At 51.2% G+C, this 20,934-nt stretch carries 21 protein-coding genes; 13 read left to right on the plus strand and 8 right to left on the minus strand.

Features of this window, described 5'->3' with window-relative positions; all coding sequences use genetic code 11:
- Positions 1 to 28: 28 nt before the first annotated feature.
- Genes cas1 through HUK38_RS05030 form a run of 3 tightly spaced genes read right to left on the minus strand, consistent with a single transcriptional unit; the run spans position 29 to position 1,603 of the window.
- The gene (gene cas1, locus HUK38_RS05020) at positions 29 to 1,015 is read right to left on the minus strand and encodes a CRISPR-associated endonuclease Cas1 (RefSeq protein WP_182583113.1); all 987 of its coding nucleotides are present in this window, start codon (positions 1,013 to 1,015) and stop codon (positions 29 to 31) included.
- 21 nt (positions 1,016 to 1,036) lie between these two features.
- Positions 1,037 to 1,309, minus strand: coding sequence for a CRISPR-associated endonuclease Cas2 (locus HUK38_RS05025; RefSeq protein WP_182583115.1), 273 nt, complete (start codon positions 1,307 to 1,309; stop codon positions 1,037 to 1,039).
- Positions 1,310 to 1,318: 9 nt separating this feature from the next.
- The gene (locus tag HUK38_RS05030) at positions 1,319 to 1,603 is read right to left on the minus strand and encodes a CRISPR-associated endonuclease Cas2 (protein WP_182583116.1); all 285 of its coding nucleotides are present in this window, start codon (positions 1,601 to 1,603) and stop codon (positions 1,319 to 1,321) included.
- A 377-nt stretch (positions 1,604 to 1,980) separates the two neighbouring features.
- Between HUK38_RS05030 and HUK38_RS05035 the strand changes: the two genes are divergently transcribed.
- The 4 genes from HUK38_RS05035 to HUK38_RS05050 all read left to right on the plus strand — a co-directional run bounded on the left by HUK38_RS05035 (position 1,981) and on the right by HUK38_RS05050 (position 4,699).
- Positions 1,981 to 2,277, plus strand: coding sequence for a hypothetical protein (locus HUK38_RS05035; RefSeq protein ID WP_182583118.1), 297 nt, complete (start codon positions 1,981 to 1,983; stop codon positions 2,275 to 2,277).
- Between the two features lie 686 nt (positions 2,278 to 2,963).
- Positions 2,964 to 3,428: a hypothetical protein gene (locus HUK38_RS05040; protein WP_182583120.1), complete on the plus strand. Its 465-nt coding sequence runs from the start codon at positions 2,964 to 2,966 to the stop codon at positions 3,426 to 3,428.
- Positions 3,429 to 3,558: 130 nt separating this feature from the next.
- Positions 3,559 to 4,170: a hypothetical protein gene (locus HUK38_RS05045; RefSeq protein WP_182583122.1), complete on the plus strand. Its 612-nt coding sequence runs from the start codon at positions 3,559 to 3,561 to the stop codon at positions 4,168 to 4,170.
- Positions 4,171 to 4,360: 190 nt separating this feature from the next.
- Entirely contained in the window at positions 4,361 to 4,699 is a 339-nt protein-coding gene (locus HUK38_RS05050; RefSeq protein WP_182583124.1) for a DUF1232 domain-containing protein, read from the plus strand.
- 142 nt (positions 4,700 to 4,841) lie between these two features.
- Here the strand turns inward: HUK38_RS05050 and cydC are convergent, their stop codons facing one another.
- Positions 4,842 to 6,566: a thiol reductant ABC exporter subunit CydC gene (gene cydC / locus HUK38_RS05055; protein ID WP_182583126.1), complete on the minus strand. Its 1,725-nt coding sequence runs from the start codon at positions 6,564 to 6,566 to the stop codon at positions 4,842 to 4,844.
- A 131-nt stretch (positions 6,567 to 6,697) separates the two neighbouring features.
- On the opposite strand from cydC, the gene aroA reads away from it, so the two are divergent.
- From aroA to HUK38_RS05080, 5 genes are all read left to right on the plus strand, one after another.
- A complete protein-coding gene (aroA, locus tag HUK38_RS05060; protein ID WP_182583128.1) occupies positions 6,698 to 8,008 on the plus strand; it encodes a 3-phosphoshikimate 1-carboxyvinyltransferase in 1,311 nt (436 codons plus the stop codon).
- The gene (gene cmk / locus HUK38_RS05065; protein WP_182583130.1) at positions 7,995 to 8,705 is read left to right on the plus strand and encodes a (d)CMP kinase; all 711 of its coding nucleotides are present in this window, start codon (positions 7,995 to 7,997) and stop codon (positions 8,703 to 8,705) included. The genes aroA and cmk overlap by 14 nt, the downstream gene beginning before the upstream one ends.
- Positions 8,706 to 8,810: 105 nt before the next feature.
- Positions 8,811 to 10,493 (plus strand): 30S ribosomal protein S1, encoded by a 1,683-nt coding sequence (gene rpsA, locus HUK38_RS05070; RefSeq protein WP_182583131.1) that lies wholly within the window; start codon positions 8,811 to 8,813, stop codon positions 10,491 to 10,493.
- A 104-nt stretch (positions 10,494 to 10,597) separates the two neighbouring features.
- Positions 10,598 to 10,912, plus strand: a complete 315-nt coding sequence (gene ihfB, locus HUK38_RS05075; protein ID WP_182583132.1) for an integration host factor subunit beta — start codon at positions 10,598 to 10,600, stop codon at positions 10,910 to 10,912.
- Positions 10,913 to 11,028: 116 nt separating this feature from the next.
- Complete coding sequence (locus tag HUK38_RS05080; protein WP_182583133.1) at positions 11,029 to 12,156, plus strand: FAD-dependent oxidoreductase; 1,128 nt, start codon at positions 11,029 to 11,031, stop codon at positions 12,154 to 12,156.
- Positions 12,157 to 12,723: 567 nt separating this feature from the next.
- On the opposite strand, the gene HUK38_RS05085 is transcribed toward HUK38_RS05080, so the two are convergent.
- Positions 12,724 to 14,838 carry a Piwi domain-containing protein gene (locus HUK38_RS05085; RefSeq protein WP_182583134.1) on the minus strand — a complete coding sequence of 705 codons (2,115 nt, stop codon included), beginning with the start codon at positions 14,836 to 14,838 and terminating at the stop codon, positions 12,724 to 12,726.
- A 245-nt stretch (positions 14,839 to 15,083) separates the two neighbouring features.
- Positions 15,084 to 15,692 carry an OmpA family protein gene (locus tag HUK38_RS05090; protein ID WP_182583135.1) on the minus strand — a complete coding sequence of 203 codons (609 nt, stop codon included), beginning with the start codon at positions 15,690 to 15,692 and terminating at the stop codon, positions 15,084 to 15,086.
- A gap of 228 nt (positions 15,693 to 15,920) precedes the next feature.
- Between HUK38_RS05090 and HUK38_RS05095 the strand changes: the two genes are divergently transcribed.
- Positions 15,921 to 16,802 (plus strand): DMT family transporter, encoded by an 882-nt coding sequence (locus HUK38_RS05095; protein WP_182583136.1) that lies wholly within the window; start codon positions 15,921 to 15,923, stop codon positions 16,800 to 16,802.
- A 16-nt stretch (positions 16,803 to 16,818) separates the two neighbouring features.
- Here HUK38_RS05095 and HUK38_RS05100 read toward each other — a convergent pair whose 3' ends face one another.
- The gene (locus tag HUK38_RS05100; RefSeq protein WP_182583137.1) at positions 16,819 to 17,193 is read right to left on the minus strand and encodes a nucleotide pyrophosphohydrolase; all 375 of its coding nucleotides are present in this window, start codon (positions 17,191 to 17,193) and stop codon (positions 16,819 to 16,821) included.
- Positions 17,194 to 17,200: 7 nt separating this feature from the next.
- Positions 17,201 to 18,613: an argininosuccinate lyase gene (gene argH / locus HUK38_RS05105; protein ID WP_182583254.1), complete on the minus strand. Its 1,413-nt coding sequence runs from the start codon at positions 18,611 to 18,613 to the stop codon at positions 17,201 to 17,203.
- A gap of 50 nt (positions 18,614 to 18,663) precedes the next feature.
- On the opposite strand from argH, the gene HUK38_RS05110 reads away from it, so the two are divergent.
- From HUK38_RS05110 to HUK38_RS05120, 3 genes are all read left to right on the plus strand, one after another.
- Positions 18,664 to 19,719 carry a sensor histidine kinase gene (locus HUK38_RS05110; protein WP_182583139.1) on the plus strand — a complete coding sequence of 352 codons (1,056 nt, stop codon included), beginning with the start codon at positions 18,664 to 18,666 and terminating at the stop codon, positions 19,717 to 19,719.
- An 86-nt stretch (positions 19,720 to 19,805) separates the two neighbouring features.
- Entirely contained in the window at positions 19,806 to 20,045 is a 240-nt protein-coding gene (locus HUK38_RS05115; protein ID WP_182583141.1) for a DUF2442 domain-containing protein, read from the plus strand.
- A gap of 70 nt (positions 20,046 to 20,115) precedes the next feature.
- The gene (locus HUK38_RS05120) at positions 20,116 to 20,865 is read left to right on the plus strand and encodes a response regulator (RefSeq protein WP_182583143.1); all 750 of its coding nucleotides are present in this window, start codon (positions 20,116 to 20,118) and stop codon (positions 20,863 to 20,865) included.
- Positions 20,866 to 20,934: the final 69 nt, after the last annotated feature.

Consider the following 20,934-nt stretch of genomic DNA (forward strand, 5'->3'; position numbering starts at 1 on the left):
TCACACCAACTGTCACTCGCGCCCGCACCTAGCTGTATTTATCCAGCGCCATCCGCAGCCACGCCATCCGCGCCTGACACACCTGCCGCAGCGAGCGCACCGCCTCTGGCGCCGCATCCTCCAAATCCGGCCAGTTTTTCCGCGCCGTCGCCCACGCCTGATAAAACCGCGCCCGCCCATCTTTAGTTAAACGGCAACCATCGCTGTCATTTGTCGTGAAATCCGCCGGCGTTAATACCCGCTCCAACAGATTTAATACCACCACATCCACCGCCGGGCGCAGCGGCTCAATTAAATCCAATACCAACGCCTCACGCCCGGACACCGATTCGTGCAAAAACCCGCGTGCCGGATCCAAGCCCGCCTGTTGAATAGCACCGAGCATTTCACCACCAATGAGCGTATAGCCCAATGACAAGAGCGCATTCACCGGATCACGCGGCGGGCGGCGGTTGCGATGATGAAACTGCCAGTGCGGCGCAATACCCGTCGCCAATCCCTGAAACCACGCGGCCGCGGCATGACCTTCAATCCCCATCAACACCCCAATATTCGGCGCATTGCCAATTGCCAATACCTCAACATTGGATTGAAACAGCGTCGAGAACACCTGACCGGCATTAGCCACCACTGGCACCAGCCGCCGCGCTGCCGATTGATACGCCGCCAGTTTCGCGTTCAATACCTGCCGCGCCAGCTTCAACCGCGCCACGTCGCACTCAGCCGCCCGATGCTGGGCGCTGCGCAACAGAATATTGCCACTCAGCGCCGCGCCGACCCACGCACTCGCACCACCGCCGCGAGCGGGCAATAACACGGCCGGAATATCGCGCTCGGCCAACGCCCGCCACACATCACACGCCACCAGTGCGCGGCCGTACACCACCACCAAACCCAGCAAATGCAGCGGCACATATTGCGGCGGCTGCTCGGCCTGATCTATCCGCAAGGCGCGCACATCCAACCGCACCACCGTATCCCGCCGATCCAACACCAAGAGCAACTCTGCTGACATCGTGACCTCGACTGCATTGGTTTAACCAGTGAACACTGATCCCAGCAGTGGAATACCGCTCGTCCACCACCGCGTCGGCTCATCCACCGGCCACGCACACAGCGCATCCTCGTGTGGTGCTAATAACGGCATCAGGTCATCTAATAACTGCGTCACCTCGGCCACCGTTGCGCGGGTCACAAAAACCGAGCGTTGAATTGGCATGGCAGCGCGGCGCAATGCCCGATGTATTTGCTGCAGGCGATGATCATCGCGCACATCGTAAGCAATTAAATACCAGCCCGGGTGCTGCATAAATATCTCCTATCCAACGTACAATAAACCAGACGTGGTTGAATACATGGCACTGCGCCCGCGCATTAAAATCGGCCGCATTCCATCCGCCCAAGTGAATAACAACCGATCTGTTCGTGGCGTAATGGATGCGGTTAATTGCTGAAATAACGGCGGCGCATCGGCGGGACGCAACTGACAGGCGTGTACTGATAATTGCCCCGCCATGCGCCAACCGCGCAACTGCCGCAATACCCGCCGGCGCTGCGCCGTGTCACTCATATCGTAAGCAAATAACCCTAAGCGTTCTAGCATTTAGCGTCATTACCTCCGCTGATGAAAATCTGCATGGCACGGCAATTAAACCAGCATCGTACCGCGTGCGCACTATTCGCAATCTTGCGAAACCTGGACACGCGCAACCTGTCTGCTAGACTGGTTTTCATCATCAATTAAGTCACGCAGTTTGGCAAATGAACAGCGCGGCACGGTTAACAACCTTGCGAACCATAGACACGCGCAATTTGTCAGTTAAACTGGTTTTCATCATCAATCAACCCGCGCAGTTTGGCAAATGGAGGGCATGGCACAGTCTTAACCTTGCGAACCAAGCAACCAACCATCTGATTAATTAAACTGACCTTTCAACCCGGTTAAACTGATTTATTCATCACACATTTGGAGTAATGTACATGACGATTCATAAAGCACTTGGTCTTGGTCTTGCCGGCAATGAACTGTCCAAGAAGATCACCGGCACCAGCGAAGTCAGCGCCAAACGCTCCGCCGTCGCCACTGGTGCGGGCGCAACACTCGGCGTGGTTGCCACCGAAGCGCTCGTGATTGGCTCCACCGCAGCCGCCACCGTCAGCACCGGCGCGGTTGCCACGGCCGCTGCGACCCTCGCCACCGCCGCCGCGCCAGTCGTGGTGCCGCTGGCCATCGCGGCCGGTGCCGTCGCGTTCATCGCCAGCCTGTTCGACGACTAGCCAAATACGGCGGGGCAGTGTGGATGGGTCGGGTTATCAAACTGCGGCAATTCATCCTGCCCAATTAGAATAGAGTTGTTTTAATCAGTAAAATCAACCAGCTAAACGCGGATATTAATTATTTAAACAGGAGTGAATGATAATGATTGTGGCCGGATTCGTGGGTGTTTGCACCGTCTTTGCCGTCATCGTGATGTTACTGCGCTTGTTGCTCGTACTCATTTGCCGCTAATCCAATGCCGGAATGTAGCAGTGCGTACAGTCCGGCAGAGTTAATTCACAGTTGATTAATTAACGGAGATTATTAAATGAACAATAGCAATCAATTAGCCGCCCCCGCCCTGACCATCGCTTTATTGACCGCAGCCGCACGATCACTGTCCTCACCGTTGCCCCAGTGTTGGTGCCGCTGTTAGTGGCGGCCGGTACCATCGTGCTCATCGACAACTTGTTCGACGACTAACCCGCCCCGCCCCCAACCGTTCCCATGCCAGCGTGTGGGAACGCGCCAATCAACCCGTGTTGTTTAATGATTGAAGTTTTTGCAAATGAACAGCGCGGCACGGTTAACAACCTTGCGAACCATAGACACGCGCAATTTGCCGGTTAAACTGATTTTCAGCATCAATTTTCAGTGTGTTTGTTCTTTCGAAATTAATTCTTTTATTTTTGGAGAAAACTAAAAAATGTCAGATATTATCGAAAATATATTAGATTTAATTCACGAAATGGCATTTGATAGAAGAAATGCCGAAGCAAAAATAACATTTCAAGGATTAGAAATATTAAAACATTTAATTAAATTATTAAAGTGGGAAGATAGCTATAATCATAACAAACATATTGGTGATATTAATGGATGGTTATTTTCAATTCAAAGAATAACTTATAAACCAAAAAATAAAAGATTTAAATCAGAACAATATTATCAATTTCTATTTGAGGAACAAGTGAAATCATTAGATGATATTAATACTTATATTAAAATTGATTTGAAAGACTATTCTAATTTAAAAGTGAAGAATTCTAATGAATATGTTTATACTGAATTATGTTCATTATATAAAAAAATATCCGTTGATATTTCAGATGGATTATTTATCGGAATCGATAAATATGGAACGAATTATCAAACAACCCGCGCAGTTTGACAAATAAATAACGCGGCACCGTCTTAACCTTGTGAATCAAGCAACTAAACATCTGATTGATTAAGTTGGCCTTTCAACACGATTAACACGATTAAACTGATTTATTTATCACGCAATTGGAGATTATTAAATGAACAATAGCAATCAATTAGTCGCCCCCGCCCTGACCATCGCCTTATTCACCGCTGCCGTCATGTCAACCCCGGCACAAGCAGCGGACGCATTAACCATCACCAAATACGCAAATCGTTTGGCCAGCGGCGCGGACGCGGGCGTTGACGCCTTCAATGACGGCAGCGACGCCATGCAAACTGCCGCGCAAGTCACGGATTACGCCAGCACTGGCACGGCATTGGCGGAAACGACTGCCGTCGGCGCCACCATCGCCACCGGCTCGGGCGCAACCATCATGCACACGCTCGCCACCGCTGGCGGCCCCGTCACGCTTGCCGGTGCCACTGCGGTGAGTTCCGCCAAACTGATGAACGACGCTTTGTACAGCGACTGCGCCGACCAAGCCGCCTGCGATGCCGCGCAAGTCGGCACTTACGGCGGCGCGGCAGTTGGCACGGCCGGATCAGCGGTGGCAGTTGCGGTAGCGGGGGCAGGGCCGGCGGGTCTGGCAACCATCGGCAGCGTGGTGGGCGGGGGCATGGCGGCGGGCGTCGGCGTGTTGGTGGCCGCACCAGTCGTAGCCGCCGCGGCCGTTGGCGGGTTGGCTTATTGGTTATTCAGCGACTAATCAATCGCCGGTTCTAATCGCAAAATGATTATACCTATTATAGTTATTATATTTATTACCAACGGCGGCGGCTGATTGAACACGGACTGAAGATTAAAATGCTAGATTGCTTTGCCGCGTGTGAGCATCCGTATTCACCAGTCTGCCGCCATCTCATTCGTTTTTTTATTTAACCACAAGGTCAAATACCATGAATGACACGCAAGCAAACTCGACCTATTCTGACGACTCGCTCTGGTCAAAACTGGGCATTTACGCCCGCCAAGCCGGTTACACGGTCATTGAAAAAGTGCTGTGGTTGTATTATGCCGCTGACAACCCGAACGTACCCGCCAAAGCCAAAGCTGCCATTTACGCCGCGCTGGCTTATTTCATTTCACCAATTGATGTCGTGCCGGATGTCATACCGGTTGTGGGATACAGCGATGATTTAAGCGTATTAGCCGCAGCGGTGGTGGCGGTCAGTTTTTATATTAATGATGAAGTAAAACAGCGCGCCCGTGATACACTCGCCACCTGGTTTTCTTAATTCACCAGTTTAATAAAACCGCGCTGCTCATCTTGATCGTTCCCATGTGTCAGTGTGGGAACGATTAATGACTTACCGCCCAACTGCGTCACGCCTAAATTTCATTTAAACACCGCCGTTTTATAGCAATAATGACGGCACCCTAATCATTCAACCCCAACAGCCGCGTATAATTGACATCGCGCACTAACTCGGCATGAGTCCCCCGCGTTTTAATTCGCCCATGTTCCAACACCAATACCTCATCCATTGCCGCCAATGCCACCGGGCGATGCGTAATTAATATGGTCGTGCGCCCGCGCATCAATTGCTGCAACGCCAACATCAATGCCCGTTCGGTTTCAGCATCTAATCCTTCAGTCGGCTCATCTAATAATAATAACGGCGCATTTTTTAATAGCGCCCGCGCAATCGCAATCCGCCGCGCCTGTCCACCCGAAACGCGCACGCCCGTTTCACCCACCCAGGTCGCGTAACCGTCGGGTAAAGTGGCGATCCAGTCGTGAATTTGCGCGATCTTGCAGGCATCTTCCAACTCCGCCAGCGTGGCATTGGGCGCGGCCAGCCGCAGATTTTCCGCAATCGTGGTGTTAAACAAATACGTCTGCTGCGACACGAGCGCGATCTGTTGCCGAACTGACTCACTGGCCAACTCCGCGAGCGACTGCCCGCCGAGCAAAATAGCGCCGCTGGTCGGCGACCAAAACTTGAGTAACAGGTTGAATAAACTGGTTTTTCCCGACCCAGTTGCGCCGACGATGGCGACGTGTTGCCCGGGTGAGAGCGTCAGATTGACATCCGCCAACGCCGGCTGGTCAGCATCTGGGTAGTGAAAATACAACTGTTGGATTTGCAACGAAACAGTGGCCGGCAGCGGCGCGGGTGTGGTCGGTTCAATCACCGCCGGCGCCAGATCAGCCAAGCTAAACAGCCGCCGTGCCGCGGCTCGCGTCGTTTCCAGTTGCGCAAATGCGGACGGCAGCGGCGCAATCGCTTCAAAACTGCCCAGTGCCAACAGCGCCAGCATCGCCAGTTGCGGCGGCAATATTTGACCGTTTTGCAACATGGGTAGTCCGAGCCACAGTACCGCCCACAGCGCGAGGTGCGCGTGCAAACTGACTCCGCCGTGCGTGATGCCGTGAATGCGGCTGTAGCGGCGCTGGTCGGCGATAAGTTGTTGACTTAATTGGTTTAAATAGGCGGCGTGCGTATCGGCAGCGCCGCAAACGAGCAATTCGGCCAAGCCCTGCGTGCCGTCAATCGTGGCTTGGCGCAGCGCGGCTTCGGTGGTGACTAATCGCTGCCCGGGAATAATTGCTAAACGGCGGGTGAACATCGGTAATAAAACGCCGCCGCTGATGAGTAATAATGCCAGCACCAGTGCTAATTGAATTTGATACCACGCGGTGAATAATACGAAGCCAATGCCGGCAATGAACGCGACGGCGGTGGGAATTAACACGCGGACATAAAATTGATCGAGCGCGTCCACATCGGCGCGAATGCGGCTTAATAGATCGCCGCTGTGGAAGGCTTGTAATCGGGCGGGGGCGAGCGGTTCTAATTGTTGATAAAACCACACGCGCAATGCGGCGAGTTGACGTAAGGTGGCGTCGTGGGTAATTAACCGCTCTAAATAACGCCCGCCGGTTCTGGCAATGGCGCTGGCGCGGATGATGCCCGCCGGGGTGAAATAGTTCATTGCCGATCCCGTGCTGCCGGCCACAGCCATTGCGGTAATGAACCACGCCGAGATGGCTAATAAGGTGACATTGGCCACGAGCGTGATTAATGCAATGATAAAGCCGGTGATGATTAATCCCCGGTAGGGGCGGAATAATTGCCACAATCGCATGAAGTCGGTCATAATGTTTGATCGCTAAACGAATAAACCAAATAAATTTAAATTTACAAACGCGCTGATAATCCGCTATTTTGCGCACTGCTATTTGAATACCGAATTCATCCTTCTGCAACATCACAATTGGTAAATGCGCAATGCGTTTTCTACTCAACCCCGGCGGCAATTTGCGCGGCAGTGTGCGCGTCCCGGGCGACAAATCCATTTCCCACCGCGCCATCATGCTCGGCGCTTTAGCCGACGGCGTGACCGGCGTGACGGGATTTCTCAGCGGCGCAGACAGTTTAGCCACGCTCGCGGCATGTCGGGCGATGGGTGTTGCCATCACCGATCCCGACGCCGCCGGCCGCGTCACGATTCACGGCGGCGGTCTGCACGGTTTGACCGCCCCGAGCGCGCCGCTCGATCTGGGCAATTCTGGCACGTCAATGCGATTGCTGGCGGGATTACTCGCCGGACAGCCGTTCGCCAGCACTTTGATTGGCGATGCGTCGCTGATGCAGCGCCCGATGCGGCGGGTGACGCAGCCGCTCGGGTTGATGGGGGCGCAGATCACCGCGAGCGCCAGCGGCACCGCGCCGTTGCAGATCACGCCGGTTGACCAGTTGCGCGGCATCGAGTACGCGCTGCCGGTCGCCAGTGCGCAGGTCAAATCGAGCATTTTATTGGCAGGGTTATTTGCCGACGGCGCGACGTGGGTGACGGAACCGGCGCCGAGCCGCGATCACACCGAGCGCATGTTGACGGCATTTGGTTACACGGTCGAACGCGACGGGATGCGGGTGGGTGTGCGCGGCGGCGGGCGACTGGTGGCAACTGACGTGGCGATTCCAGCAGATTTATCCTCGGCGGCATTTTTCCTCGTCGGCGCCAGCATCGCGCCCGAGTCTGATTTGATCTTGACCGACGTTGGCATCAATCCCACCCGCCGCGGCATTATTACCTTGTTACAAATGATGGGCGCAGACATCGAGATCGTGAACCCGCGCACCTTTGGTGGTGAACCGGTCGCTGACTTGCGCGTCCGCAGCGCCGCGCTGCATGGCATTGAAATTCCCGAAGAGCAGGTCGCGCTGGCAATTGACGAATTTCCCGCGCTGTTCATTGCCGCCGCCTGCGCGGAGGGTGAAACGGTGTTACGCGGCGCGGCTGAATTGCGCGTCAAGGAAAGTGACCGCATCCAAGTCATGGCGGACGGCTTGACCGCGCTGGGGATTGCGGCAGACCCGGCGGCGGACGGGTTGCGCATTCGCGGCGGTCAATTGCGCGGCGGGACGGTCAACAGTCACGGCGATCACCGCGTGGCGATGGCATTTGCGATGGCGGCGCTGCGGGCAAGTGAACCGATCACGATTTTAGACTGCGCCAACGTCGCCACGTCCTTTCCCGATTTTGCCCCACTCGCGGCCGCGGCCGGCCTCAGGATTAGCAGCGATGACAACGGTTGATTTAAACAGTTCAACGCAGACGGCGGCGCCGGTGATTACGATTGACGGCCCGTCGGGGACTGGCAAAGGCACGATTGCGTCACAAGTGGCGCTGGCGCTGGGTTGGCATTTGCTCGACAGCGGCGCGCTGTATCGCGGATTGGCAGTGGCGGCGCTGGAGGCGGGCGTGGCGCTCGACGACGGCGCAGCACTGGCGGCACTGGCGGGGCGGTGTCAATTGCACTTTGTCAGCGGGCAACTGCACCTCAACGGGCGGGAACTGGGCGATCAGATTCGCACCGAGCAGGTGGGATTGGCCGCGTCACAATTGGCGCAGCAGCCGCAGGTGCGCGCCGCGTTACTGGACTGGCAACGTGCCGCCGCGCAGCCGCCGGGGTTGGTGGCGGACGGACGCGACATGGGCAGCACGGTTTTCCCGACGGCGCTGGTGAAATTATATCTCGACGCCAGTGCCGAAGAACGGGCGCAGCGGCGTTATAAACAGTTGAGAGACAAGGGGCTAGATGCTAACCTTGCGAATCTTGTTGAGGCGTTGCGTGTGCGCGATGCCCACGACCGCGAGCGGTTACACAGTCCGCTAACCATCCCCGCCGACGCGGTGGTGTTTGACACGACGACCGCGTCCATTGCCGAGGTGTTTGCGCAGGTGATGGTGGTGATCCGCCGCACCTTGCCCGCCGCCTCAACAACTGTTTGATGTGCTTGATAAAACATTTATTTTCATTCACCCCAACCCCCGCTGCCGCGCTCGGTACTTGGTGCGCGACGGGACCAGGCGCCACCGCCAGGAAATTGCATACTCATGACCGAAAGTTTCGCCGAACTCTTTGAACAGAGTCTGTCCACCACCCAACTCCAGCCCGGGACCCTCATCACCGGTCAAGTCGTCGCCATCACTGCTGATTCCGTCATCATCAATGCTGGCTTGAAATCCGAAGGCGCCATCCCGCGCAGCCAGTTCATTTCACCCGAAGGCGAATTGGAAGTCGCCGTCGGTGACGAGGTGCTGGTGGCGCTCGATGCCGTCGAAGATGGCTTTGGCATCACGCGGCTGTCACGCGAAAAAGCCAAACGCTTCGCCGCCTGGGATACGCTCGAAAAAGCCTTTGAAGATGCGCAAACCATCAAGGGTCTCATCAATGGCAAGGTCAAGGGCGGGTTCACGGTCGAAATTGGCACCGTGCGCGCCTTCCTGCCCGGCTCATTGGTGGATGTCCGCCCGGTGCGCGACACGGCGTACCTCGAAGGCAAGGAGTTGGATTTCAAGGTCATCAAACTCGACCGCCGGCGCAACAATGTTGTGGTGTCGCGGCGGGCGGTGGTTGAGGAAGAATACAGCGCCGAGCGTGATGCCCTGCTGAACAAGTTGGAAGAGGGTAACGAAGTCAAGGGCGTGGTCAAGAACTTGACCGACTACGGCGCATTCCTCGATTTGGGCGGTATTGACGGGCTGTTGCACATTACCGACATGGCGTGGCGGCGGGTGAAGCATCCGTCCGAAGTGGTTGAAATTGGTCAGGAAATCCTGGTTAAGGTGTTGAAATTTGACCGTGATCGCCAGCGCGTGTCACTCGGCCTCAAGCAGATGGGCGAGGATCCGTGGATTAATATTTCGCGGCGTTATCCCGAAAATACCCGCGTGTTCGGCAAAGTGACCAACATCGCCGACTACGGCTGTTTTGTTGAAATCGAGGCGGGCGTCGAAGGTTTAGTCCACGTTTCTGAAATGGATTGGACAAATAAAAACATCCATCCCAGCAAGGTCGTTTCACTCGGTGACGAGGTCGAGGTGATGGTGCTGGATATTGATGAAGAGCGCCGCCGTATTTCACTTGGCATTAAACAATGTCAATTGAATCCCTGGGAAGAATTCTCCGCCACGCATAAAAAGGGCGATCACGTCAGCGGGCAAATTAAATCCATTACCGATTTCGGCATCTTCATTGGGCTGGACGGCGGCATTGATGGGTTGGTGCATTTATCCGACATTTCGTGGGAAGACAACGGCGAAGAGGCACTCAAGCGCTACAAAAAGGGCGATCTGCTTGAAACAGTGGTGCTGTCGGTTGATCCCGAGCGCGAGCGGATTTCGTTGGGCGTCAAGCAGTTAGACAAGGATCCCTTCTCCAGTTTCGTTGCCCAGCATGAAAAGGGCAGCATCGTGCATGGCGTGGTCAGCGAATTAGATGCCAAGGGCGCGACCTTGACCCTAGCCGAGGGCGTGGAGGGCTATTTGCGGGCGTCAGAAATTTCGCGTGATCGAATTGAAGATGCGCGGGCGGTATTGCACCTCGGTGAAGAAATCGAAGCCAAGTTTATTGGCGTTGATCGGAAAAATCGCACCATTTCGCTGTCAATTAAAGCTAAAGACGCGGCGGATGAACAGGCGGCCATCAAGGGTTATTCCACTGATGCGCAGACTGGCACCGCGACGTTGGGCGATATTCTCAAACAACAAATGGAAGATGCGCAGCGGGATGTTTAATTCCTGACGTATTGGTCAGTGCGGGTTGATGTCAAGTGCGAATGAGTCATCAACCCGCCAACTAGGTTTAATTGTTTTCAGTTGCAAATCAACGGGCTTTCGCAATGATGAAATCTGAATTGATTGAGACGCTGGCGGTGGAACAAAACCACCTCGCGCACAAGGATGTGGAACTAGCGATCCGTTGTATTCTTGAACAGATGAGTCAAGCGCTGGCATCTGGTGAGCGGATTGAAATACGCGGATTTGGCAGTTTTTCATTACATTACCGTCCGCCGCGCACCGGTCGTAATCCGCGCACGGGCGATATTGTGACGTTGGCGGGTAAATATGTGCCGCATTTCAAACCTGGTAAAGAATTGCGTGATCGGGTTAATCGTCATTACGCCACTGACTCAGAATTGCCGCCGTCAGAATAGCCGCGTTAATTGCCAAACGTCTATTCACTGTTTTATTCGTTCTATTCGCCAACCCACCGTATTCAATCATTCCCAAAACGCTGTTTCCATTGCCGTTTTTCTAAGGATTTGTCACCGTGCATCGTATCACTGTCGTTGGCTCTGGCTTCGCTGCTTTGACCGCCTTGCGGACACTGCGGCAAGCCTCCGCAGACCTTGAATTAACCTTAGTCAGCCCAACCGCCGAGTTTGTCTATTTGCCGGGATTGATTTGGATTCCGTCCGGGCTAAGAACCGGTGATGATTTGCGTATTGATTTACGCCCATTTTTTGAACGGCTGCGTATTCGCCACATTGCCGCCAGCGCCACTGGGTTACGCGACAATGGGCGCGTGTTAGATACCACGCTCGGGCCGGTGCGAAATGATGCGTTATTCATTGCCAGCGGCGGGCGTTTTATTAAAAAACTGCCGGGGATTGAACACGCCATTACCCCGTGTGAAGGCATTGCTTCCGCCGAAGCCATTCGTGATCGTTTAAAAACCATGAACGGCGGCACGGTGGCAATGGGATTTGCCGGTAATCCGAATGAACCAGCGGCCATGCGCGGCGGGCCGATTTTCGAGTTTTTATTCGGATTAGACCAACAATTACGCGCTGAAAAACGCCGCGATCAATTCCGCCTCGTCTTTTTCACTCCAGCGGAACGCCCGGGTAATCGGCTGGGGCCAAAAGCCGTTGGTTTATTATTAGCCGAAATGACGCGCTTGGGAATTGATGCGCATGTCGGGCATAAGTTAAAAGGATTTACGCCCACTGCGATATTAACTGAGAATGGCGATGTGCCGGCCGATTTAATTATTTTCATGCCCGGATTAACGGGAAATGCGTGGTTCGATCAAACCGAATTACCGCGCTCGCCGGGCGGGTTATTACAAGCTGACCAGTACGGTCGCGTGGTGGGATGTGAGCGCATTTATGTTGCCGGTGATGCGGGTAGTTTCCCCGGACCCGATTGGATGCCGCGTCAAGCGCACATGGCGGATTTGCAAGCGCAAGCGGCGGCGCATAATTTATTGGCTGAATTAGATCATCAAGCGCCGAATAAAACTTTCCGCGTGGAATTATTGTGCATTGTGGATGCTAACGATCACGGCTTTTTAATTGCGCGCAATGAACGTCACAATGTGGTGCTGCCATCATCCCGCGCTTTTCATTGGCTCAAACGCTTTTATGAGTGGAATTATCTGCGCCAATATCGCTAATCAATTCAGCCGCTGGGGTTGTGACTAACCAGCGGTTTACTCATCAATTCAACACCGCTGTCGTGATTCACACTGGCAGCGGTTTTTTTATTGGCAATTAATAGGGTGAACTGGTAGTTGTCGCGTTCCGTGAGATTACACGCTTATTAAAATAATCTGGGCAAGTTTATTGCCAGTGATGATAACGCTTGAAAGAATTGCGCACCGTGTTCATTAACACCGTCGCCGCGAGTTACGCGGTCATTCAGCCTGTTGCGTCACTGCGCTGAAGTCAGGTCTTGCAGCAGGTGCAGTTACCGAAGACGTGTCTGCAAATTGCCCCGCAATGACACAGATTTTCTCATTACCGAGTGTTCTTGTCCTGATTATGCTGTGCCGTGCAAACACATATAAACAGGTGCGGAAGAATAATTAATACCGGCCGAATTAGCGGCAACAATTTTGAATACACTTGCGGGATAGTTTAAATTAAACAACAGCACTAAACTATCTATTGATCGTTCCCACACTCCAGCGTGGGAATGTCGACAATCAATCAGTTATAATCTGAACTGAGTCACTCCTGATTCATAACCAAAACGGAATGTTGCCATCCAATTTATTCGGGCGCAACCCTTTCAACACCATTGAAGAAATACGATCAGCATAATAGGTTGTGACTGGCAAACGTGGTGGGCGCTCTGAGCCATAATGCAATAGCGTGAGGGTTAATACTGAATGCAATGCTTTTGCCAGCGGCAATGATGAATCAGTGCGTATGCGTAATGGTTGCGGCGTTGCTTGAAATTTGTCGGGAATGTCTGATGAAATAAGAAATGCCTCAGTGTCACTCAACGTCAAAATACTCCCTTTCGGTGCTTTAACAATCTCTTTTTCTTTCACACCGTACAGTCGCGGATTGCCATCTTTAATAATTTCTACAAAATAAAACGTCGCGCCGATTTCACGACTCCATCGTAATAAATTGCGCTGTTCTTTTTCGTATAACCGACCATCGCGGTGAATAATCACTCGCTTGCCGGCGAAATCGGCAACAGGAAACATATCCTGCAAAACCGGCATTGGAATGATTTCACCTTCCAACATGGAATTACGAATGCTGTAGCGCAATAATTCGCCAGTATTCAAATACACTCTGGCGCTGGCTGCGACATTGATCGTCCCCGCCCGCATTTGTTTAGGACGACGGGCAACATCCAAGCCGACAATTAAATCGGCGTAATCAATTGGATTTGCTAATACATACGGAATGGTGCCGGTTTTTGCCAAAATGCCCAGCACAACATTATTCAGCACATATTCATTATCCAAGTTTTTCGGTTGCAAAACTTGACTGTATAAACCCTGGTCTAATGTCAGATGTTTGAAATGATCGTATAGTGTCCATTGTTCTTCATCACTCGTATTATACGGTTTTGCAATAATGCCTAAAATTAAGTCTGGTATTTTACCCGCTAAATCATTAATCGCAATTTCTAATGCAGCGCGTGACGGTTCTACAATATTTTTAGGGCCACCTGTTAATATGAGTTTATAGCCTAGACCATCTTCTCCGAGCAGAGAACGCAATTGTTCCCGCAGACCTTTTAATGACACATTGGGTACGGTATTCACAATCGCTAACCGGATTGTTTTATCTTTTGCTGGTTTATACGCCCCAAATTGCCGAATTGAATCAAATGCTTTACCAAACGAAGCGCTTTTGTGATTACCAAAGAGGAGTTGCGGCGTATAACCAATATCTGTTGCATTGAGAAACACACTGGAATTATTTCCTCTGCCGACTCCGTAAGCCCCACCAATGATCCCAATTTTTTGAATCAGTTGCACAACTGCTTTAATACACTCCGCTCTTTTTTTGGGTGGAATTTGCAATCTTTCACTCACATTAAAAGTGCCGTGATCTTTATTACGAATATTAATACCGAGCGCACTAATCACATAATCATATTGACGGTTGAGTTTAACAACTAATTCACTATCGGGCGCTTCTTCAACGCATTTCTGCATCCTGGGCATTAAGTCAAAACTGAGTAAACGTTCGCGCCGGCCGGGTTCTCCCAATTGACCAACAATACTGGTAATTTTCATTGGTTTAAAAAACCATTTCGTTTTATCAAAGACACTTAAACCAATTAACTGGTTAATATCTGATAAGGTCGCAGCATGACGTTTGACATCATGTTTATATTGCAATTCAGAACTCACGGAAATAGAAATAGCCGGCTGTCCATGCACCACCCAACCGGCATAGTCTGCTTTCAAAATAACGTCGTAGTTTTCTCGCTTCCGTTTGAATTGATCTAATGCTTTTGTGACGTGCGGGGCAATATCATTGAGGAATGAATGCGCAACAAAATCGGCAATGCCCTGCTGCGATGGTTGTAAATGCGGCGCCAATGTCATTGCTTCTAATGCCGCCTTGAAACTGTCTATTGGCAATTGCCACAGTTCTTTAATGAATGCGTCAATCTCTGCTTGTTCAAGCGCAATATCTGCAATCAGCACTTGCCCGTCGTCATCCCAGACAAAATGTTGTTTTTTGAATTGGTTGGTTAAGCGATACGCCAATTGCCAGCCGATTTTTTTGGTGATTTCACCGCGCACAGTTTGCAATTGATATACGAATAAACGGGGCAACTTGTTCGTATTGACAGGAAATAGTTCAGCAAACAGTGTCATGCTTTTATCCTCGTATTGAATGTGATGGCTCAATAGCATTGCGCTCAAACTGCCGCAATTTATAAAACAAGACTGTCTAGTCAAAAAATTATTACAAGTGGCGCGAGAAATTTTAATTAGGCTGGTCAAGATTGCTCAGGTGCCGGGCATCAATCAATTATTATCGCAATAAAAAAGCCGACCTTATGACAGGTCGGCTTAATGAACATTCAAAACACCTTCAGAACTAAACTGGTATTAAATCATTAGTCAGCGCGAGACATAATGCGCACCCGCCGTTGTTCAAGCGCATCTGGCGGATAACTCGGCAACATCTTGCGTTCACCCATGCTTTGCGGTGCAGCGATCTGTTCTTCTGCTAAACCCTGTGCAATCAAATAGTTACGCACAGTCACAGCACGCCGCATCCCTAAACGTTCATTATAGGCATCTGATCCCACCGCGTCCGTGTGACCGATCACAGTCAGGTATTCCAGCGTCGTGGTCGCCTTGACATTGGCGATATAATCGTCCAAACGCGCCACTTCGTCACGGTTCACGACATCCCGCATTTCGTCCTTATCAAACGCAAAATTCAAGCGCACGGTAAATTCTTCAGGCACTTCAGCTACTTCGGCCGGCTTTTCCACCCCGCACGGCGGCAAATCGTTCGGGCCATCAGGGTAGGCGCTCTGCCAACATTCGCCGGCGCTATTCACCCACAACTGCCCATCCGGCAGGCTGCGGTCGCCAGTGGCATACCAATAACTTTCGTCATGATCAGCGGCGAAAGCGGGCGCAGCGACTAGTGTCAGTGCCAGCGCGGCGGTCGAAATCAACCCGGCAGCGCGGGTCAGGGAGCGTACATGGAGCATCAGTGGTTTCCTCTCTGCTTACGTTAAAATGGCGTTGAAAATAGCATCGTCGTTATTTTAGCTGATAATGCCGACAAAAGTGCAACTTAAATTGCAAGACGCGACAAAATTGCCACCCGGACAGCTTGGCTCGCGGGCAATTTGTACACAAACATTTGTTTTTAATCATTTTATTATCATAAACAACACAGCCGTTACTGTCTTAAAAAAACAACAGGTCATCCCGCATTGCACTCCACCACCGCCCTTTTGCGCGCCGCGCTTTGGATCATCATTGGCGAATGGTTATTTGCCTCAATGGGCGTTGGTGTGCGCATCGTTGCCGCTGAATTATCGAATGAAATGATTGTTTTTATCCGCAATCTATTCGCATTTTGTTTAGTGCTACCCTGGCTCATGCGCGACAATAACGTCATTCAAACCACCGTATTTAGATTACATGTGATTCGCGCCGCAACCGGTGTGGCCGCCATGTATTGTTTCTTTTACGCCCTCGCGCATATTAACTTGGCCGAGGCGATGTTATTAAAATTAACCGCGCCCTTATTCATTCCAGTCATTGCAATTTTTTGGATGAACGAACGGGTGTCATTATCAGTCTGGCTCGCCGTTGCCCTCGGGTTTATTGGCGTTATGATGATTATCCAACCGCAAGGATTGGATATATCACCGGTCATTTGGATTGGATTACTCGGCGGCGTTTTTACCGCAGTTGCAATGGTCACAATTCGGCGGTTATCCCGCACTGAACCCACCGGCCGCATTCTGTTTTATTTCACTTTATTATCCACCATTGTCTCTATCCTACCCATGTTGTGGAGTTGGCAAACCCCCTCATTCATTGCGTGGCTTTGGTTATTAATGATTGCCATTTTCGCCACCCTCGGGCAATGGGCGCTGACTACTGGATTAACACTCGCGCCCGCCTCACAAATCGGCGTTTTTAATTATTTTTCAATCATCTTTGCCGGTGGTTATGGCTGGTTATTATGGCAAGAACCACTCACCTGGCATTTATTAACTGGCGCCGCGTTAATTAGCATTGCCGGCGTATTAACCAGCCGCCGCGATAAACGCGACACACTCACCGCCAATCCCGTCGTGGATTAATTGGATTTAATCCAGTTTAATCGCTCGTGGCGTCATACTCACCCGCCCGCCGCGCATCGCCCTTGACCCGCTCAATCGGATAGCGTTGCGCGTTAATTGCCATTTTTTCATTCGCAGCCGCGATTAAATCAATGTCCAACCGCTCGCCCAACCGAATAAGATAAATCAAAATATCGGCCAATTCATGCGCAACTGCTTGCCGTTGTTTATCCGTTAATTGCGCACTTTGCGCCTCGGTCAACCATTGAAACTGTTCCAATAATTCGCCCGCTTCACCGGCCAGCGCCATTGCCAAGTTTTTCGGTGAATGGAATTGCTCCCAATCGCGGTCGCGGGCAAATTGCAATAAACGTGCATTTAAGTGTGCAAGTGAATCTGGTGGTGTGGTCATTTCAGTATCAATCCAATGTTTGCCAACGCAGTGTTTTAGTTTTTGCTCGTGCAATTGCCGCCCGCACCTGCTGCGGTGCCGTGCCGCCTAAATGATTGCGCGCCGCAACCGATCCCTCTAATGTTAATACAGCGAATACATCGGCGTTAATCAGCGGTGAAAAGGTCTGCAATTCTGCTAATGATAACGCGGCAAGATCGCGCTGTTCACGAATCGCATAAGCGACTGTTTTACCAACAATTTCATGCGCATCACGAAATGGAAGCCCTTGACGCACGAGATAATCGGCCAAATCAGTCGCGGTTGAAAACCCCTGTAACGCAGCAGCGCGCATTCGTTCCGTGCGGCAGTGAATAGCGCCAATTAAATCATTAAACACCCGCAATACCGCCCGCACCGTGTCCACCGTATCGAATAACGGTTCCTTGTCTTCTTGATTATCTTTATTATACGCCAGCGGCTGACTTTTCATTAACGTTAATAGCGCCATCAAATGCCCAAACACCCGTCCGCTTTTGCCGCGTATTAATTCGGGCACGTCGGGATTTTTTTTCTGCGGCATAATAGAAGAGCCAGTGCAAAACGCATCCGCTAATTCAATAAATCCGAATTGCGCAGATGACCACAGAATTAACTCTTCTGAACAGCGCGACAGGTGCATCATTAAAATAGCCGCAAATGCGCAGAACTCAATGGCAAAATCTCGATCTGACACGGCATCTAATGAATTATCGGCCGGCTGGTCAAATCCCAATAACGCGGCTGTATAATGGCGATCAATTGGATAACTGGTGCCAGCTAATGCGGCCGCGCCCAATGGCATCGTATTCATCCGCCGCCGACAATCGAATAAACGCTCACTATCGCGGTCGAGCATCGCATACCACGCCATTAAATGATGACCAAAAGTAATGGGTTGCGCGACCTGTAAATGCGTAAAACCCGGCATAATGGTATCGGCTTCTTGTTCCGCCCGTGTTAATAACGTCAATTGCAAGTTTTCAATTGCCGTACCAATGGCGTCTATTTCATCACGCAACCATAATCGCACATCAGTTGCCACTTGATCATTGCGCGAGCGCCCGGTATGCAAACGTTTACCGGCATCACCAATCTCAGCAGTTAATGCCGCTTCAATATTCATGTGGACATCTTCTAATGCAATTGACCATTCAAAGCTGCCGTTTTTTATTTGCGTTGCAATGCGTTCTAATCCCGCGATGATTGCGGCACATTCATTCGGATCAATAATGCCTTGCTGACTTAACATCCGCGCATGAGCAATAGAACCGGTAATATCATGCAGCGCTAATCGCTGGTCAAATTCAATAGATGCAGTGAAGGCTTCGACAAACGCATCGGTCGGTTGGTCAAACCGTCCTGACCAAAGTTTATTCGGTACGTTGGATTGTTTTATCATGGTATTTTGTGTCATCATTATTCAAGTTAAATTAAACAGTAGCGCCGCCCATGCAATTGACAAAACGTGACGAGTTATTACCCGATTTTTGCAGTGTGCCAATGGTACTCGGCGTGGTGGTGTACGGTGAACTATTGGCTATTTTACTCACATTAGCCTCGCCAATGCCACTTAATTCGTTTTGGTTACGGCTGGGGCCGCTGTCAGTCTTTGCGCAATTGAGTATTTTAACTAATGCGGCGCTGCTGTGTGTTATTCGCCCGCATTTAGTCGCATTAAATCCGCGCCTCGCCGCTATTCTCGCCTGGGCATTAATTCCAATAACAACGGCGGCGGTGTTATTTACCATGTTCATTGGCTTACCCGCCGACATTGCCGCCGATTTATTACCGCATGATGGCATGGTGGGTTTATTGATTCGCAGTATTGGTATTGCCGCAATTGTCGGGTTAGTATTGCTGCGGTATCTGTATTTGCATCAACAATGGCGGCAGCAGGTGGAAATGACCGCCAATACGCGCTTCAAATTATTACAGGCGCGCATCCGTCCGCATTTCTTATTTAACAGCATGAATACCATTGCGAATCTCACCCGCACTGATCCACAATTAGCCGAGGAAATTGTCGAAGATTTAGCTGATTTATTTCGTGCCGCTATTGCCACCGAACGCGAATTAACCACGCTGGCTGAGGAATTAGATTTAGTGCGGCGTTATTTGCATATTGAACAGCAGCGGTTGGGTGAGCGCTTGCAAGTGATTTGGGCAATAGATGAATTACCCGAGGCGTTGATGACGCAAATCTCATTGCCGTTATTAACTTTGCAGCCGCTGGTGGAGAATGCAGTGTATCATGGTATTCAACCGAGCGTCGCGCCGGGGTTTATTCGCATTGCGGGCAAGTATCAACGCGGGCGGTTGCAATTAATCATTACGAATAGTTTGCCAAGTGAACCGCCTATGTCATCATTACGCGGGCATCAGGTTGCATTAGAGAATGTCCGTCAGCGATTAGCTGCGCATTTACCCGGGCGGGCGACGCTGAATTGCAGTCGTGATGTATTGCAGTATCAAGTTTGTTTAACGATTACAATAGAGAGTATTTAATTGTTACCACGTTTCAGTGTGGGAACGTACTCTGCTCAGATGATTGATTTTGCTGGTTAAAACAACTCTATTCAAGGATTAGATCAATGATAATCAAATCAGTCATACCAAAACCAAATTATCAGCTTGAAATTACCACTGCCGATGAACGGCAAGGCATATTTAATGTACAGCCTTATTTGAAGGCTGAAGCATTTGCGGCGCTGAAAGATGAAACTGTTTTTATGCGGGTGCATAATGGTGGGTATTTTATTGAATGGGAATGTGGCGCTGATTTGTCGGCTGATACCTTGTTTGCTGATATTGGTTGGTTAATAACCGCATAGGTTGAGTTGTCAGATACCGTGTGATTATTTGCGGCACTGTTATTATTCACTCTGTGTAACGAGGTTATTCGTGAACATCCTCCTCGTTGATGATGAAGCGCCCGCTCGGCAACGGCTGCGGCGATTATTAACTGAATTACCCAATGCCGCGACCTATCATGTGATTGGTGAATTGGCCGATAGCCGCTTGACCTTTGCGCAATGCACGGCATCACCGGTGGACGTGGTGTTATTAGACGTGCGAATGCCCGGCATGGATGGCTTGCAAGTGGCCGCGCAATTAGCACAATTAACCCCGCCGCCGGCTGTGATTTTAATTACCGCGTATTCGGAATATGCGCTCGCAGCTTTTGACCATCACGTCGCTGATTATTTGGTTAAACCGGTGCGGCGCGAGCGATTACAGGCGGCATTAGAACACCTGCATTTAACCACGCGCTTACAATCCCCGCCGCCGCCATTCAATGCGCCAGCACGGCGCACGCAATTGCAAGTCAATTATCGCGGTGCATTGCTCACCATTCCAATTGCGACCGTTGTTTATTTACAAGCCGATCAGAAATATGTCACGGTACATTACGCGGGCGGCGCGGCGTTAATTGACGAATCATTAAAACACTTGGAAACAGAATTTGCCGACCAGTTTATTCGCGTTCATCGCAGCATTTTAATTGCCCGCGCCGCGTTAATTGGAATTGCTAAACATCAAAACGGCGAGGCGGTGGCGGTGTTGAACGGCACTGCCGAGCGCCTGCCGATCAGTCGGCGGCATGTGGCGGCGGTGCGACAGGTGCTGCGGGCGGGAATGCAGCAATCGTGACAATCTTTTTAACACTCGACTGCGTAACGTCTGCCAAAGTCAGCTAAAATCCCCCGCACTGGCACTCAA

This window comes from Thiospirillum jenense, assembly GCF_014145225.1.
In the GTDB taxonomy this organism is placed as follows: domain Bacteria; phylum Pseudomonadota; class Gammaproteobacteria; order Chromatiales; family Chromatiaceae; genus Thiospirillum; species Thiospirillum jenense.